Annotated in this window: 13 protein-coding genes; 6 read left to right on the plus strand and 7 right to left on the minus strand. The window is 71.2% G+C overall.

The window, feature by feature from the left end; translation table 11 throughout:
• The first annotated feature begins 85 nt into the window (after positions 1 to 85).
• Complete coding sequence (locus ACWIX7_RS04325; protein ID WP_448620355.1) at positions 86 to 1036, plus strand: alpha/beta hydrolase; 951 nt, start codon at positions 86 to 88, stop codon at positions 1034 to 1036.
• 38 nt (positions 1037 to 1074) lie between these two features.
• On the opposite strand, the gene ACWIX7_RS04330 is transcribed toward ACWIX7_RS04325, so the two are convergent.
• The 4 genes from ACWIX7_RS04330 to ACWIX7_RS04345 all read right to left on the minus strand — a co-directional run bounded on the left by ACWIX7_RS04330 (position 1075) and on the right by ACWIX7_RS04345 (position 2994).
• The gene (locus ACWIX7_RS04330; protein WP_446765960.1) at positions 1075 to 1206 is read right to left on the minus strand and encodes a hypothetical protein; all 132 of its coding nucleotides are present in this window, start codon (positions 1204 to 1206) and stop codon (positions 1075 to 1077) included.
• Between the two features lie 119 nt (positions 1207 to 1325).
• Positions 1326 to 1829, minus strand: coding sequence for a MarR family winged helix-turn-helix transcriptional regulator (locus tag ACWIX7_RS04335; protein ID WP_448620356.1), 504 nt, complete (start codon positions 1827 to 1829; stop codon positions 1326 to 1328).
• Between the two features lie 154 nt (positions 1830 to 1983).
• Positions 1984 to 2442, minus strand: coding sequence for a DUF6069 family protein (locus ACWIX7_RS04340; protein WP_448620357.1), 459 nt, complete (start codon positions 2440 to 2442; stop codon positions 1984 to 1986).
• A 96-nt stretch (positions 2443 to 2538) separates the two neighbouring features.
• On the minus strand, positions 2539 to 2994 hold the full coding sequence (locus tag ACWIX7_RS04345) for a GtrA family protein (protein ID WP_448620358.1): 456 nt from the start codon (positions 2992 to 2994) through the stop codon (positions 2539 to 2541).
• A 618-nt stretch (positions 2995 to 3612) separates the two neighbouring features.
• Between ACWIX7_RS04345 and ACWIX7_RS04350 the strand changes: the two genes are divergently transcribed.
• The 3 genes from ACWIX7_RS04350 (at position 3613) to ACWIX7_RS04360 (ending at position 6692) form a co-directional block, all read left to right on the plus strand.
• The gene (locus tag ACWIX7_RS04350) at positions 3613 to 4188 is read left to right on the plus strand and encodes a DedA family protein (RefSeq protein ID WP_446765956.1); all 576 of its coding nucleotides are present in this window, start codon (positions 3613 to 3615) and stop codon (positions 4186 to 4188) included.
• A 210-nt stretch (positions 4189 to 4398) separates the two neighbouring features.
• On the plus strand, positions 4399 to 5874 hold the full coding sequence (locus ACWIX7_RS04355; RefSeq protein WP_446765955.1) for a phospholipase D-like domain-containing protein: 1476 nt from the start codon (positions 4399 to 4401) through the stop codon (positions 5872 to 5874).
• 23 nt (positions 5875 to 5897) lie between these two features.
• Positions 5898 to 6692 carry an HAD family hydrolase gene (locus tag ACWIX7_RS04360; protein WP_448622131.1) on the plus strand — a complete coding sequence of 265 codons (795 nt, stop codon included), beginning with the start codon at positions 5898 to 5900 and terminating at the stop codon, positions 6690 to 6692.
• Between the two features lie 109 nt (positions 6693 to 6801).
• Here the strand turns inward: ACWIX7_RS04360 and ACWIX7_RS04365 are convergent, their stop codons facing one another.
• From ACWIX7_RS04365 to ACWIX7_RS04375, 3 genes are all read right to left on the minus strand, one after another.
• Positions 6802 to 8064 (minus strand): diacylglycerol/lipid kinase family protein, encoded by a 1263-nt coding sequence (locus ACWIX7_RS04365; RefSeq protein ID WP_446765953.1) that lies wholly within the window; start codon positions 8062 to 8064, stop codon positions 6802 to 6804.
• Between the two features lie 937 nt (positions 8065 to 9001).
• Positions 9002 to 9721 (minus strand): GntR family transcriptional regulator, encoded by a 720-nt coding sequence (locus ACWIX7_RS04370; RefSeq protein ID WP_446770681.1) that lies wholly within the window; start codon positions 9719 to 9721, stop codon positions 9002 to 9004.
• 436 nt (positions 9722 to 10157) lie between these two features.
• Positions 10158 to 11630: an NAD-dependent succinate-semialdehyde dehydrogenase gene (locus tag ACWIX7_RS04375; RefSeq protein WP_448620359.1), complete on the minus strand. Its 1473-nt coding sequence runs from the start codon at positions 11628 to 11630 to the stop codon at positions 10158 to 10160.
• A 53-nt stretch (positions 11631 to 11683) separates the two neighbouring features.
• Here ACWIX7_RS04375 and ACWIX7_RS04380 point away from each other — a divergent pair, with 53 nt between their 5' ends.
• Both ACWIX7_RS04380 and hpaE read left to right on the plus strand, forming a co-directional pair.
• The gene (locus ACWIX7_RS04380; RefSeq protein ID WP_448620360.1) at positions 11684 to 13279 is read left to right on the plus strand and encodes a fumarylacetoacetate hydrolase family protein; all 1596 of its coding nucleotides are present in this window, start codon (positions 11684 to 11686) and stop codon (positions 13277 to 13279) included.
• A 120-nt stretch (positions 13280 to 13399) separates the two neighbouring features.
• A complete protein-coding gene (gene hpaE / locus ACWIX7_RS04385; RefSeq protein ID WP_448620361.1) occupies positions 13400 to 14956 on the plus strand; it encodes a 5-carboxymethyl-2-hydroxymuconate semialdehyde dehydrogenase in 1557 nt (518 codons plus the stop codon).
• Positions 14957 to 14974: the final 18 nt, after the last annotated feature.

The raw sequence follows: 14974 nt of genomic DNA on the forward strand, positions 1-14974 counted from the left end.
CGGGGCGGCCGGCCGTTCGGCCTCCGCCCCGGGTGCCCGGGACCGGGGACGCCCCCCACCACACCCGACCGAGAGGCACGTCGCCATGAGCTCTCACCTGACCAAGGTCACCGACGCACTCCAGGCTCGCTTCCTCTCCACGGTCGCCACCCGACTGGTCAGGGCGCCCTCCATCTCTCTAACGAGTCGCGACGTCGCCGCGCCGGAGACCGTCATGGTGCCGACCCGGCACGGTGACGTGCGGTGCTTCGTCACCAGGGCGGCCGCGGACGCACCCCTCGCCGCCGGCGGCACGGCCCCGCCGGTGCACGTCCACCTCCACGGCGGCGCCTTCCTGGTCGGGGCGCCGCGACAGGACGACCACCTGGTCCGCGGCATCGCCGGCGAGGTCGGCGCCACGGTGGTCAACGTCGACTACTCCACCTGGCCCAAGGCGCGCTACCCGCAGGCCCACGAGGAGTGCTACGACGTCCTCCGGTGGGTGCAGAGCTCCGGGACCGCCATGGGCTGGGACGGCGAACGGGTCTCGATCAGCGGTGTCAGCGCCGGCGGCAACCTCGCCCTCGGCGCACTCGAGCTGGCCCGGCGCAGTGGTGACCCAGCGCTTCGCGCGGGCGTCCTCATCGTGCCCGCCGTCGACCAGACCGTCCCGCCCGAGCAGTACACCTCGCCGCTCCCGCCGTCTGCCGGCAAGGCCCACACCCCGTTCGTGAGCCCGCGCCTGGTCCGCATGGTGCGGAACTACTACTTCGCCGACGCCTCGCGCCGCGCGGAGCCCCTGGCCTCCCCGTTGCGGAACGACGAGGGGATCGCCGCCCTCCCTCCGCTGCTGGTGGTCACTGCGGAGCAGGACTCGGTACGTCCGCAGGACGAGCGCTTCGTCGACAAGACCCGCGCCAAGGGCGTGCCCATGACGTACCACTGCGCCAGCGGTGTCGACCACGGCTTCCCGCAGAGCTCGAAGAAGCAAGACGAGCCCGCCGTGAGAGAGCTCGCGGAGCTCATGCGGGTCCACCTGACCGAGAACCTCGCCTGAGCGGTCGGCGCACAGACGTCCTGGGCCAGGCGCTGACGTCAGTGGCGGACGGACGGCTGCTCGCCCGCCACCGTCGCCGCCGTGTTCGACCACCCGGACGGGGCGTCCTTCGCCGCCACCTCGGCGGCGAGCTGGTCGACCCTCGCGCCGAGGCGAGTGAACGGGGACATCCGGGCCCGTCCGTTGCGGCACGAGGACGACCCCCAGGTCGGGCCGGCGTCGGCAACTCGCCGCCCGGCACCTGTCGGGGAGCATCCCCCGCGCCAGGCGCTCGTCGAGCCCGGCCGGGTCAGGGGGTGTCCGGTACCGGCAGGGTGGGGCGGGAGCCGTCGGGCTGGGCGACCTGCCGGATCCGGGTGGCGATCTCGTCCAGCTGACGCACCTGGGTCCTGGTCAGCGGGTCGAGGACCAGGCGGCGGACCTCGGCGACGTGGCCGGGGGCGGTGGCGACCAGCTCGTCCCAGCCGGCGTCGGTGAGCACGGCCAGTGTGGAGCGGCCGTCCTCCGGGTCGGGTCGGCGGGTGACCCAGCCGTGCCTGTCCAGCCGGTCGACGGTCCGGGACAGCCGGGTCAGCGACCCGTTGGCCAGGGCGGCGACCTCCTTCATCCGCCGGGTGCGCTGCGGGGCCATGGACAGCATCGCCATCACCTGGTACTCGAAGTGGCTGATGCCCGCGTCATGCTGCAGCTGGGCGTCGATCGCGTCGGGCAGCCAGGTGACCATCGCGCCGACGGCCAGCCAGGTCTGCTGCTCCTCCGCGGTCAGCCACCGCGGCTCCTCGACCGCTTCCACGGCACCTCTTCTCATGTGACGGTGCAGACCTCTCGGCCACCGATCCGGCGGTGTGGTCGATGACAGCCCACGAGCATGATCGAGCGCTGGCTGCTTCGGGGTCGACTGCGGCTCCGGGCGGGCCTGCCCGACCACCCGGCCCGCCCGCGTCGGATCAGTCGGTGGCGGGCAGGAACCGCTGGTAGGCGGGGACGGCGACCGCTGCGGTGGCGACGTGCATGGCCATGAGGGCGAACACGGCGGGAACGCTGGTGCCGGGCATCGAGTCGGCGGCGAGCAGCAGGAGGTCCGGGATGAGGGAGACGACGACCACCGTGGGGACCAGCCGGTGCATCAGCCGCGCCGGGTGGGCACTGCGCCGCGTGATGAGCCGCCACCCGATCGCGCCGACGACGGTGCCGACGACCGTCCACATCAGGACGACAGGCGCGATGAGCGGCTGGAAGTCCGGTGAGGCGGCCAGCGGACCGCGGGCGATGGCGGCGATCACGGAGTTGACGACCGCGGAGCCGACCGCGGCCACCGCGATCGCGGCGGCGAGCGGGTGCCGAGCTCCGGAGGGTGCGGTCGACTCCGGGGCGCTGGGCGTGGTGACGGCGGGGCTGCTGGTCATGGCGTGCTCCCTCGAACAGGGACGGGCGGATCCGGACAGCGGGATCGCGTCCGGCGGTGGGTCGGGAGTGGCGGTGCGTCAGGAGTGGCGGCGGGCTCAGGCCAGGGCCAGGGCCGGGGCGGACGGCCGGAACAACCAGCGCAGTGCGGCGAACCGGACGAGCCCGATCGCTGCGGTGACGGTGGCGATGACCGCCAGGTCGGTGAGCGCACTGCCCGGACCGGCCACGGCGTCCCACCCGTACAGCGCGAGGCCGGTCAGGACCATCCCGGCGACGACGAGCGCGCCGCCCTCCGCCTGCGCGGCCTGCCAGGTCACCCGCTCGCCGGCGTGGAAGGTCAGCCGGCGGTGCAACTCGTTGGCCAGCACCGAGGAGGCGATCGATCCGGCGACCATGGCCGGCTGCTCGCCGAACCCGGCCAGGGCCAGGAACAGGAGGGCGTACACCGCGCTCGAGAGGCCGCCGACGACGACGAACCGGGCGAACTGGGCCGACCCCGCATCGCTGCGCAGCCGGTCGACGAGCGATCGGCTGCTGTGGACGACGTTCACGAAAGGCACCCCTCGAGCAGTAACTTGAAGATGCAAGTAAACCTAGACGGCTTTTACTTGCTGTGTCAAGCATCTACGGGTCGGTGCCACGTTGTCTCCGCTTCGGGCCGTGTCGACGAGGGGCCGTGTCGACGAGGGACGGTGTCGACGAGGGACGGTGTCGACGAGGGACGGTGTCGACGAGGGGCGGTCGGCGCGGGATTCACGGAAGGCCCGACGGACTCGAGGCCCCGTGCTCCCAGCCCGTGCGTGCCGCTGCAGCGGGCGGAGCCTGCCGCTCGTCCTCGGGGGTCACCCGTCAGGCGTCAGGGTCAGCTTCGGCACGTGCTGAGATGCGTGTGCCGGGCGCCCAGATGGTCGACGCCCGTCATCCGGCGACCGAGCCAGCGGCCCCGACCAGCATCGACGTGAACCACTCCTGCCGTGTTGCTGTTCGGGACGGCACCGCTCGCCGGCCGACTCGTGCACGTCTGGCAGCCCTCGTCGTGCTCGAGCGGAGCAGGAGTTCGAAGCTTGCCGAGCCGGTCCCCGTCCGTCCGGTCGTCCCGGAGCCGGACGAAGGCTTCGACCGTAGGGTGACCCAGTGCGTCGCCCGTGCTCGCCTGGTGAGACCGGCCGGTGGCCGCCACGAGCGCCGACGTCGTGACCTACGTCGTGGTGTTCGTCACCGTGGCGATCGGTGCGCTGCTGCCCGTCGTCCCCACCGGAGCTGCTGTCGGGGCCGCTGCGGCGCTGGCGGTGACCGACGGCTCCCTCGTCGGATTGCTGCTCGTGCTCGTCGCCGCGGCGGGCGGCGCGCTGCTGGGCGACGCCGCGCTGTTGGCCGTGCTCCGCTGGGGCAGCGGGCCGATCCGCCGGTGGTACGCCCGCCGGGTTCCCCCGGAGAAGCAGCAGACGGAGGAACAGCGCCTGCGCCAGCGGCCGGTGTTGGCGCTCGTCCTCTCGCGCCTGGTCCCCGGCGGCCGGATCCCGGTCATGCTCGCTGCGGTGGTGACCCGGCAGTCGTGGCCCTGGTTCCTCGCCGGTGACGGGATCGCCGTGGTCGCCTGGGCGGTCCTGTACGCCGGCCTCGGTGCCGTCGGGGGCGCCGTCTTCGACGAGGAGTGGCAGGCCGTCGCACTGGCGGTCATCCTCGTGCTGGTCATCGGAGTCGGACCGGACCTCGTCAAGCGGACGGTCCGCAGCCTGCGGTAGGGCTTCGGCTCGCTGCGGGCGAGGCAGCCCCCTTGCACGATCGGCGTCGCGCTGCCGGGGCCGGGACGCCGCACCAGGAACGCCCGGCCGAGCGAAAGGGACCTCGTCATCGCCACAGCCGCCTCGCTGGAGGAACTGGCACGGCGTTACCTGCCGCCGTCCACGCCCGACAACCCGGTCTTCACCGGCGACTCGACCTGGGACGCGGTCGTGGACGGAGTGGAGTACTTCAGCCAACTGCACGCCGGCCTGTCGGCCGCGGGCCCTGGAGACTCCGTGTTCCTCTCCGGCCTGCACATGGATGCGGACACGGATCTCACGGGACGAGCGGTGGGAGAACCGGGTCACCAGGCGATCGCGGATCTGCTGGCGGAGAAGGCGGCCGACGGAGTCGACGTGCGGGTGCTGCTGACCGGAGCGGTCTTCAGCGGCTCGCTGCCCTGGCCGCGCGTCGGCCCCTTCCGGGACAATGTCTTCACCGCACGTGCGATGCGCGGGTGGCTCCCGGCCGATCGGCCCGAGGTGCTCGCCCCGCCGCTGCGGGATCGCGTGCTGCTCGACTGGTCCGGAGCCGGCATCGGCTCCAACCACCAGAAGCTGGTGCTGCTGCACGTCGGCGGACAGCTCAGCGCGTTCGTCGGTGGCATCGACCTGGTCAGCAGCCGCTACGACGCGACGCCGCACGACCGGTTGCGGAGCGAGGGACAGCGGTGGGGGTGGCACGACGGTGCTGCTCGCATCACGGGCCCTGCGGCCGCGAGGGTGTGGGAGAACTACCGGCTGCGGTGGCAGGAGACCGCCACGCTGCCGCGGCGGTACATGTACCTGCCGCCGGCGTCACTCGTGGTGCTCAACCCGCCGCTGCACCCGATGCAGGTGCCACCGGCGCCCGCGACCCCGCCGCGCTCGGCGGAGGGCAACGCCGTCCAGGTCCTGCGCTCGTTCAGTCCGTGGAAGATCGACGAGTGGTTCGGCCTGAACAGGGTGCGCTGGACGACGCTGCCGCACGGGGGCGTCCAGGAGGTCTACCGGACCCTCGCCACGGCCATCGCGGGGGCTCGCCGCTACGTGTACCTGGAGGACCAGTACTTCCACGAGATGCCCGGGGGCCGACGGCGGCTGGAGCTCTACGAGCCGTTGCGGCAGGCCGCCGCTCGTGGGGTGAAGGTGATCCTGGTCGGTTCCGGTCGGAAGGACCCAGCCGACGGCGGTGTCGACCAGCTCAAGCGCACGGTGACCCGCGATCTGCGGCACAAGGTCATCCGGCGGCTCCCGCCTGCGCAGCGGAGCAACGTCGTCATGCACCGCGTGCAGCACCTCACCGTGCACACGAAGCTGGTGCTGGTCGACGACGCCTTCGCCTGTGTCGGGTCGGCCAACTTCTTCAGCCGCTCCATGGCCGGCACGGACAGCGAACTGAGCTGTGCCCTGGTGACCGACGGGACCGCCGTCCGCGACCTCCGTGTCCGCCTGTGGGCCGAGCACCTGCGCACCTCGGTCCCCGCGCACCTGCGCCCGGCGCTGGAGGACCTGGACGTCGCCCTCGGCATCTGGCGCTCGCAGTGGTTGCCGCCCGGTGCCGATCCGGAGACCTGGCAGCGAGCCGGGAGACCTGTGGGCTTCGCGCCCGCCGAGCAGGTTTTGGTGCCGGTGACCCCGTACCACCGCTCCGAGGAGACCTCGTGACCGTGCCCGTCGGACGCCCGCACGTGGATGACGGCGGGCCGGCGCCCAGGACCGCAGCGTTCCTGGTCCTGGACCGGACGCTGATCAGCGGGTCCTCGCTGTCCCTGTTGTTCCGTGACCTGAGGGACCGGGACGTGTACTCCATCGGAGAGGCCCTGACCCTCACCGCCCGTCATGTGGCGGAGGTCTTCTTCGGTGGACGGGAGCAGCAGAGCGCCCGGCTGCGCCGAGAGACGATGGCTGCCGTCACCGGCCTCAGGAGCGCCGACCTCGAGGACTGGAGCCGGCGCCTGGCGACGCAGGAGGTGCTCCCGAGGGTGTATCCCGACGTGGCCCGCATCATCGCCACGCATCGCGCCGCCGGCGACCTGGTCTACCTGGTGACCGCCAGCCCCATCGAGCTGGCGCGGCCGGTCGCCGCGGCCCTGGAACTCGACGGCGCCCTCGGCACACGGGCCGAGACGGACGGGAACGGCTATTTCACCGGTCGACTCCCGGACGGCTTGATGCACGGCCCAGTGTCGCTGGCCGCCGTTCGGGTACTCGCGGCCGAGCAGGGCATCGGGCTGGAACGCAGCCACGCGTACTCCGACTCCTATGACGATCGGGACCTGCTCGCCGCGGTCGGGCATCCCCACGCGGTCAATCCCGAGCCGCGGCTGCTCGAAGGGGCGGTACGACGAGGCTGGGCCGTGCACGAACTCAGGCCCGCCCGCCGGCAACTCCTCGTCGGTGTCCCGCCCGTCGTCCCGGTCGGCGGCCTGATCAGCTGTGGCGTCGCCATCGGCTTGTCGCTCGGCCGACGCCGCCGGCAGTGACCGAACGCGGCTGACAGCCGCGGGAACCCGCGCACGGCCGCGCCTGGAAGCCGAGCAGCCCCGCCCGGCCACCCCCCGGCCGATGCCTGAGACCAGCGTGCCGGACGGCTCAGCGCTCGAAGAGCGTGCCGACCGACGGTTGGTAGGCGATCAGGCTACGAGGGAGTTTCTTGTAGACGACCTCGGCGGGGCCGAGGGCGATCTCGCCGTCACTGGCCAGCAGGCCGGGGCCGTCCGGTCGGGTGATGTGTACATCGACCGGGTCGTCCTCGATGTAGAGGCGGCTGTAGCCGAGTCGGCCGGTGAGGATGGACAGGGCCAGCCGCAGCAGCGGCGCGCGGCCGGCCACGGTGACCATGCGCAGGTCCAGCCGCCCGTCGTCGAGTCGGGGACGCCAACTGGGGGCGAACCCCTGCGGCTGGTACCGGCCGTTGCCGATGAACATCATGGCCACGTCGTGCTCTTGCCCGTCGACCGCCAGCCGCAGCGGTCGTTGCTGCCGAACGGCGGACCACAGTGCGATGACCGCGGCCGCGGGCTTGCCGACCCGGGCCTCCCAGCGTTCGCGGGTGGCGACGAACGCGGGATAGCTGCCCAGGCTGGAGGTGTTGAGGAACAGCCGCTCTCCAGCCAGGCCGACGTCGATCCGGACCGCCGTGCCACGGCGCAGCGCCGCCAGCGCGTCGGCCATCCGGTCGATCCCGAGATCGGCGGCGAAGTGGTTGAACGTGCCGCCGGGAAGTACCAGCAGGGGCAGGGCCGCATCGATGGCGACCTGCGCCGCGGCGCCCACGGTGCCGTCCCCGCCACAGACACCGAGCACCTCGGCTCGTCGGGCGGCCTCACGGAACTCGCCGGGCACGTCGGCCCCTGGCTGCAGCGTCACGATGTCGGCAGCGGGTAGCGCGCTGCGCACGGCCTCGCCCAGTCGGCCGCCACGGCCGCTGCCGGAACGTGGATTCACGAGGATGACGACACCAGCGCCGTCCGGACGGGGCGGCTGCGGCGCCGGGCGGGGCCGGACCGTGCGGACGGGGCTGGGTGTCCGGGAGGGGAAGAGTCGGCTGCCGGTCATGGCGACCGCGCCGCCCAGTGCGCCACCCGCGAGAACCTCGCCTACGTCGCCGGCACGCAGCCGGCGCCGCAGGAGGGTCACCGCGAGGCCGGTCGTCGGCAGCCCGAGCACCGGCTCGGTCGTCCCGACCCCGACGACGAAGGCGGCAGCCGCGGCAGCGTGCCGGGACGGGGACCCGGCGACGGTCCGGGTGTGCGAGAGCAGTGCCCTACCGAACCGGCGTGGCCGGCGCTCGGCGCCCGAGCCGGACCGCTGGAGCAACGCGTCCGTGGCCACCACCGAGGCCAGGCCGCGCATCGCCGCTCGGCGGCCCCGGCGCCTACCTGTGGCCGCCAGCAAGGCCGAGATCAGCCACCATGCAGCCGACGGCCCGAGCCGGCCGTGGAAGAGCGCCGCAGGGGCCTGCCGCGCGGCCGCCTCCCGGACGGACTTCACTGTGACCCCAGCAGGGTGAGGACGACTTGCGACGCGGTGTCACTGCTGCGCCCAGCTGGGCCAACGGCCCTGGTTGATCTCACTGCGCTGATCCGGCAGTTCTCCGTCCTCGCAGCTCGTCGCATCGTTCCTGACCACGCTCCTATACCTTCGGCCGCCGACCTCCTGACCGACATCCGGAGGATCATGACGCTAGGTCGACGTCCTCACCGGGACAAGCGCACCCCGCGATCACCACACCACGGAGTCTCGGGACCCTGTAGCCCCGAACGTGCGAAGTCAGTTCGTCGACGGTCGCTGCTGTGCATCCTGCGCAGGTCAAGTCATCTGCGGGGCGCCCACGAACGGAGGCGACCTGTCCCGGACGAGGAGCAATGGCGGTCAAGCGCGCCCCGTTGGACTCCCGCGGCGACAGGCCGGAGGCTGCCTTCAAGTTGGAGCCGTAACCCGTGCGTGAGGTCGTTGAAGTCCTACTCGCACAGGTGTTCACCCGCGGGACCCTTCAGGTCAAGAGCCCCAGGTGTCCTGTTGTCGGGGCCTGTGGTGCCGTCCCGATACCCGTCTGATACTTCGCCGCGCTCGCACCGGCCCGGCCGCCGCCTGGCCGCCAATGCCGGGGTGGACGTACTGGTAGACGGTGATCGTGATCAGGGCGTACTCGGTGGAGAACACACACGGCCCGTCGAAGGCTCGTGCTGCGACGGTTGAGCCGCCAGGTAGCACAACCACTTCTCAAAGAGACCGGTGACGGCGCAGTGGCGGGTGGCTGAGTGGGCCAGGACCCAGACCCGGGTTCCCCCTAGCGGATGCTGCCGCCCCGCGTCATGCCCCCACCGGCCGTGTGCTGCCCTTCTCCTCCGGCCCGGGCGCTCAGGAAAGCCTCCAAGGTCGCTGTGCGGTGCCGCCGCGCAGTGAGCTCGATCTCCACCGCGTCTGCTCCCCGCTCGATCACCTCGAGGATCTCCTCGTGTTCAGCCACGCTGGCGGGTGGCCTTCCGGGGACGAAGCCGAAGATGGAGTCACGCAGCGCAGCCAACCTGCTCCAGCCACGCCCGACGAGATCCTGCACATGCGGATTCGGACAGTGATCGAACAGCAATGAGTGAAACGCCCGGTTCATCTCCGTGAAGCGATGCGGGTCGAAGTCATCGAGGCATGCCCGCATCTGGTCGTTGACCTCGCGCGCTGCAGCGATGGTGTCCGGGGACAGCAGTGGGGCGGCCAATGCAGTGGCGTACCCCTCGACGAGGGCCAGCGTCTGCATCGTGTGGATGTACTCCGCCTCATCGACGAGGGCGACCTGTGCTCCGACGTTCTTCACGAAGGTGACCAGGCCCTCGGCCTCGAGTAGCCGGACCGCCTCACGGACGGGCACCACGCTCACTCCCAGCTCGCCGGCGATCTGAGCCAGCACGAGCCGATACCCCGGCGTGAAGTGACCGCTCGTGATCTGCTCACGGATCCACTGATACGAGAGCTGGACCTTGCTCGGCGGCACATCCGCGACAGCGTTCACCATCACCCAGGAACGTCCTCACGGACGACGATCGCGGCCACGACGTAATGATATACGAAATTCACCGCGGGCAGTTCGCCCCGTACGCGTCTCCGGGGAGTGCTCTAGCAGCCCTTCGCGCTGATCGGCGAGTGCCGTCGCGCGGCGGCTGCCGCTGTCGTGAGACCGAACACCATCGCGGTCGCTCCCGACCGGCTCCGGCTCGCCGACGTGTCCCAACTGCGCACCGGGCCTCGCTCTCCATGGCCAGCGCGCCCTGCGGGGTCCTGGATGAGCCGACTGGTCACCGGCCGGCGGAGAGGAGAGCACCGGTGCCCAGTGCCCAGCGAGGTCGCGATTGGGTGCGAAGAGACCCGAGCATGGCCGCCGAGTACGCCGTCCGGTCGTAGCGGCGACGGACGGTCAGTTCCGCCATCCGCCGCCGCTGTGACCGCCCCACTCAGGCGAAGGGGTCTCCGGTCAGCGTGTACTTCGTCTGGAGGTACTCCTTGATGCCTTCCGCGCCGCCCTCGCGGCCGAGGCCGGAGAGCTTCCACCCACCGAAGGGAGCGGCGGCGTTGGACAGGACTCCGACATTGAGGCCCATCATCCCCGTCTCGAGGCGATCGATCATTCGCTGCCCGCGGGCGAGGCTCTCGGTGTAGACGTAGGAGACGAGGCCGTACTCCGTGTCGTTGGCGAGGCGCACCGCCTCGTCCTCGTCGTCGAAGGGAACGATCGCGAGCACCGGGCCGAAGATCTCCTCGCGGAGGAGGTCCGATCCGAACGTGACGTCGGAGACGACGGTGGGCTCGTAGAAGGTGCCGGGACCGGCGACCGACTTCCCTACGGTCCGCAGTGTCGCGCCCCGCTCGACCGCATCGGTGACGAGCGCGTCGGCCTTCGCCACGGCCCGGTCATCGATGAGCGGCCCGATGACAACGCCGTCTTCCGTGCCCCGACCGATGCGCATGGCCTTGACACGCTCGGTCACCCTGGCCGCGAACTCGTCGGCGACGGAGCGATGCACGAGGAAGCGGTTGGCGGCCGTGCACGCCTGGCCGATGTTTCGGAACTTCGCCGCGAGGGCCCCGTCGACAGCCTTGTCGAGGTCGGCGTCGTCGAAGACCACGAACGGCGCGTTGCCACCCAGTTCCATCGAGGTGCGCAGCACGCCCTCGGCGGCTTGCGCCAACAGTTTCTGGCCGACCGGGGTGGAGCCGGTGAACGACAGCTTCCGCAGCCGCGGGTCGCGGATGATCGGCTCCGACACCTGGCCGGAGTTGCTCGTCGTGATCACGTTGACCACGCCCTTCGGTAGCCCGGCGTCCTGGAGCAGCTTGACCAAGTAGAGCGTCGTGAGCGGCGTCAGCTCCGCCGGCTTGATCACGACGGTGCAGCCCGCTGCGAGCGCCGGGGCGATCTTGCGGGTGGCCATCGCCAGGGGGAAGTTCCACGGGGTGATCAGGTAACACGGACCCAGCGCGTGCTGCGAGACGATCATTCGGCCGGTGCCTTCGGGGTTCGGCCCGTAGCGGCCCTGGATCCGCGCCGCCTCCTCGCTGAACCACCGGACGAACTCGCCCCCGTAGGCGACCTCGCCCCGGGCCTCGCCGAGCGGTTTGCCCATCTCGATCGTCATCAGCAGCGCGAAGTCCTCCTTGCGCTCCTGCAGCAGGTCGAAGGTGCGGCGGAGCAGCTCCGCCCGCTCCCGGAGGGGTGTGCGCGACCATGCGGGGAAGGCTGCGTGGGCAGCATCGAGCGCCGACTTGCCGTCGGCGACGGACGCGTCCGCGATCTCCTTCACGACTTCGCCCGTAGCAGGGTCGAACACCTTCAGCGTCCTGCCGCCCTCGGCAGCACGCCACTCGCCTCCGATGAACAGTCCATCGGGCACATCGGCCAGCAGAACGGATTCGCGGCTCTCGCTCATGGCAGCGTTCCTTCGTCGTCGGACTTCCCTGTCGTGAAGTCGCTGGGGGTGGCTTGACCGGTCCGAGGGGACCATATACGATTTCAGATACGATCCAAGGGGAGCGAATGACGACTCACATCAGCAACGAGGCGCACGCTGTGGACCCACGTTTCGCGGGCCTTCCCAGTCGGCCAGGGAAGATCATCGCCGTCCATCTCAGCTATCCGTCACGCGCCGACCAACGCGGCCGGCGGCCGGCTCATCCTTCGTACTTCCTCAAGCCGTCGAGCTCGGTGGCGGCATCCGGCGGCTCGATCGAGCGTCCCGAGGGAACCGAACTCCTTGCCTTCGAGGGCGAGGTCGCGCTGGTCATCGGCGAGCCGGCCCGCCGGGTGTCGGCCGGTGACGCGTGGTCGCACGTCGCGTGGGTGACCGCGAGCAACGACTTCGGCCTGTACGACCTGCGCGCGAACGACCGTGGGTCGAACGTCCGGTCCAAGGGCGGCGACGGCTTCACCCCGATCGGTCCCGAGCTCATCGACGCGCGGATCGTGCCCCCTGATGCGCTCCGCGTGCGCGTGTGGGTGAACGGCGAGATCGCCCAGGACGACACCACCGCCGGGCTGCTCTTCACGTTCCCGCAGATGGTCGCCGACCTGTCGCAGCACTTCACCTTGGAGAGCGGGGACGTCATCCTCACCGGCACGCCCGCGGGTTCCTCCGTCGTGGCTCCCGGGGACGTCGTCGAGGTCGAGGTCGACGCGCCGGGCGTGGCCGGTGCACCGAGCTCAGGACGGCTCGTCACCACGGTGGTCCAGGGCACGGCGTCGTTCGACGCCTCACTCGGGTCGCTTCCCGCGGTGGACGACACACAGCGCGCCGAGGCGTGGGGGTCGCGCGAGGCCGCCGGACTCCCCGCTGAGCCGATCGCCTCCTCGGCGGCCTCAGCCCCCGGCGTCCTGACCCCGGAGCTGCGGGCGAAGCTGGAGAAGGCACCCGTCGCCGGCCTGTCCCAGCAGCTGCGCAAGCGGGGTCTGAACGACGTCACGATCGACGGTGTCCGCCCGATGCACCCGGACCGGAAGGTCGTCGGGACCGCCCGCACGCTGCGCTTCGTCCCCCACCGGGAGGACCTGTTCGCCTCCCACGGAGGCGGCTACAACGCACAGAAGCGCGCCTTCGACGCGGTGGGCGAAGGTGAGGTCATCGTCATCGAGGCACGCGGGGAGACCCGCTCCGGAACGCTCGGGGACATCCTCGCCATCCGTGCCCACGCCCGCGGGGCAGCCGCCATCGTGACCGACGGCGGAGTGCGCGACTACGAGGCCGTCGCCGCGGTCGGCATCCCGGTCTACACCAGCGGCGCGCATCCCGCCGTCCTCGGCCGACGTCATGTGCCGTGGGACGTCGACGTCACGATCGGCTGTGGCGGCACGACCGTCCAGCCCGGCGACGTCGTCGTGGGTGACGCCGACGGGGTGATCGTCATCCCGCCCACGCTCGTCGAGGAGGTCGTCGACGCGGCCCTCGCCCAGGAGGACGAAGACGCCTGGGTTGCCGCCCGGGTCGCGGAGGGACACCCGGTGGACGGGCTGTTTCCCATGAACGCCCACTGGCGCGCCCGCTACGACGAGGCCCTCCAGCAGGTTCACACACCGACGCCATGAGGCCGTCCAGCGGCCCGAACAGGTCGCACGCAGACCCCGGTCGGTGACGCCCCGCAGTTCCATGCCGCACGAACACCCCGATGAGGCCTGCAGCCTCTTCACCCATATCCGGGAGACCCCATGACCAACATCGCCACGCTCGGCGCGGAACGCCACGTCCCCGCCGACCTGCCCACCCGCATCCAGCACTACATCGACGGCGAGTTCGTCGACTCGGCGGACGGCGACACGTTCGACGTGCTGGACCCTGTCTCGAACCAGGTGTACTTGCAGGCCGCCGCCGGCAAGAAAGCCGACATCGACAGGGCTGTCGCCGCCGCCCGCCGAGCCTTCGCCGAGGGACCGTGGCCCCGGATGCTCCCCCGCGACCGCTCGCGAGTCCTGCACCGCGTCGCCGACATCGTCGAGTCCCGCGACGCCCGGCTCGCGGAGCTCGAGTCGTTCGACTCCGGCCTCCCGATCACCCAGGCGCTCGGGCAGGCACGCCGGGCGGCCGAGAACTTCCGGTTCTTCGCCGACCTGATCGTGGCCCAGGCGGACGACACCTTCAAGGTGCCCGGCCGCCAGATCAACTACGTCAACCGCAAGCCGATCGGCGTCGCGGGGCTGATCACGCCGTGGAACACGCCGTTCATGCTCTCGTCGTGGAAGCTCGGTCCGGCGCTCGCGACCGGCAACACCGTCGTGCTGAAGCCCGCCGAGTTCACGCCGCTGTCCGCGTCGCTGTGGGCGGGGATCTTCGAGGAGGCCGGGGTACCGAAGGGCGTCTTCAACCTCGTGAACGGCCTCGGCGAGGACGCCGGCGACGCGCTGGTGAAGCACCCCGACGTGCCGCTGATCTCCTTCACCGGCGAGAGCCGCACCGGGCAGATCATCTTCGGCAACGCCGCGCCGTTCCTCAAGGGCCTGTCGATGGAGCTCGGCGGCAAGTCGCCGGCGGTCGTCTTCGCCGACGCCGACCTGGACGCCGCGATCGACGCGACCATCTTCGGCGTCTTCTCGCTCAACGGTGAGCGCTGCACCGCCGGCAGCCGGATCATCGTGCAGCGGGACGTGTACGACGAGTTCGTCGAGCGCTACGCCGCGCAGGCCAAGCGGGTCAAGGTCGGCTACCCGCACGACCCGGACACCGAGGTCGGCGCCCTCGTGCACCCCGAGCACTACGACAAGGTGATGAGCTACGTCGGGATCGGCAAGACCGAGGCTCGCCTCGTCGCCGGCGGTGGGCGTCCAGAGGGTTTCGACGCGGGCAACTTCGTGGCCCCGACGGTGTTCGCCGACGTCGCCCCGGACGCCCGCATCTTCCAGGAGGAGATCTTCGGCCCGGTCGTCGCGATCACGCCGTTCGACACCGACGAGGAGGCGCTCGCCCTGGCGAACAACACCAGGTACGGCCTCGCCGCCTACATCTGGACGAACGACCTCAAGCGCGCGCACAACTTCGCCCAGTCCGTCGAGGCCGGCATGGTGTGGCTCAACTCGAACAACGTGCGCGACCTGCGCACCCCGTTCGGTGGCGTCAAGGCCTCGGGGCTCGGTCACGAAGGCGGCTACCGCTCGATCGACTTCTACACCGACCAGCAGGCGGTGCACATCACGCTCGGCAAGGTGCACAACCCGACCTTCGGCAAGCAAGAGCACCCCGAGCCGTCGCTGGACGACCCGGAACTCCGCTGAGCTGAACCCGGACCTCCG

It is taken from the genome of Geodermatophilus sp. URMC 65 (assembly GCF_053502545.1).

Coding starts and splice junctions, on each gene's coding strand:
- ACWIX7_RS04325 (WP_448620355.1), top strand. CDS start 86: ATGAGCTCTCACCTGACCAAGGTCACCGACGCACTCCAGGCTCGCTTC.
- ACWIX7_RS04330 (WP_446765960.1), bottom strand. CDS start 1,206: ATGTCCCCGTTCACTCGCCTCGGCGCGAGGGTCGACCAGCTCGCCGCC.
- ACWIX7_RS04340 (WP_448620357.1), bottom strand. CDS start 2,442: ATGACCAGCAGCCCCGCCGTCACCACGCCCAGCGCCCCGGAGTCGACC.
- ACWIX7_RS04365 (WP_446765953.1), bottom strand. CDS start 8,064: ATGCGCGGCCTGGCCTCGGTGGTGGCCACGGACGCGTTGCTCCAGCGG.
- ACWIX7_RS04370 (WP_446770681.1), bottom strand. CDS start 9,721: ATGGTGAACGCTGTCGCGGATGTGCCGCCGAGCAAGGTCCAGCTCTCG.
- ACWIX7_RS04375 (WP_448620359.1), bottom strand. CDS start 11,630: ATGAGCGAGAGCCGCGAATCCGTTCTGCTGGCCGATGTGCCCGATGGA.
- hpaE (WP_448620361.1), top strand. CDS start 13,400: ATGACCAACATCGCCACGCTCGGCGCGGAACGCCACGTCCCCGCCGAC.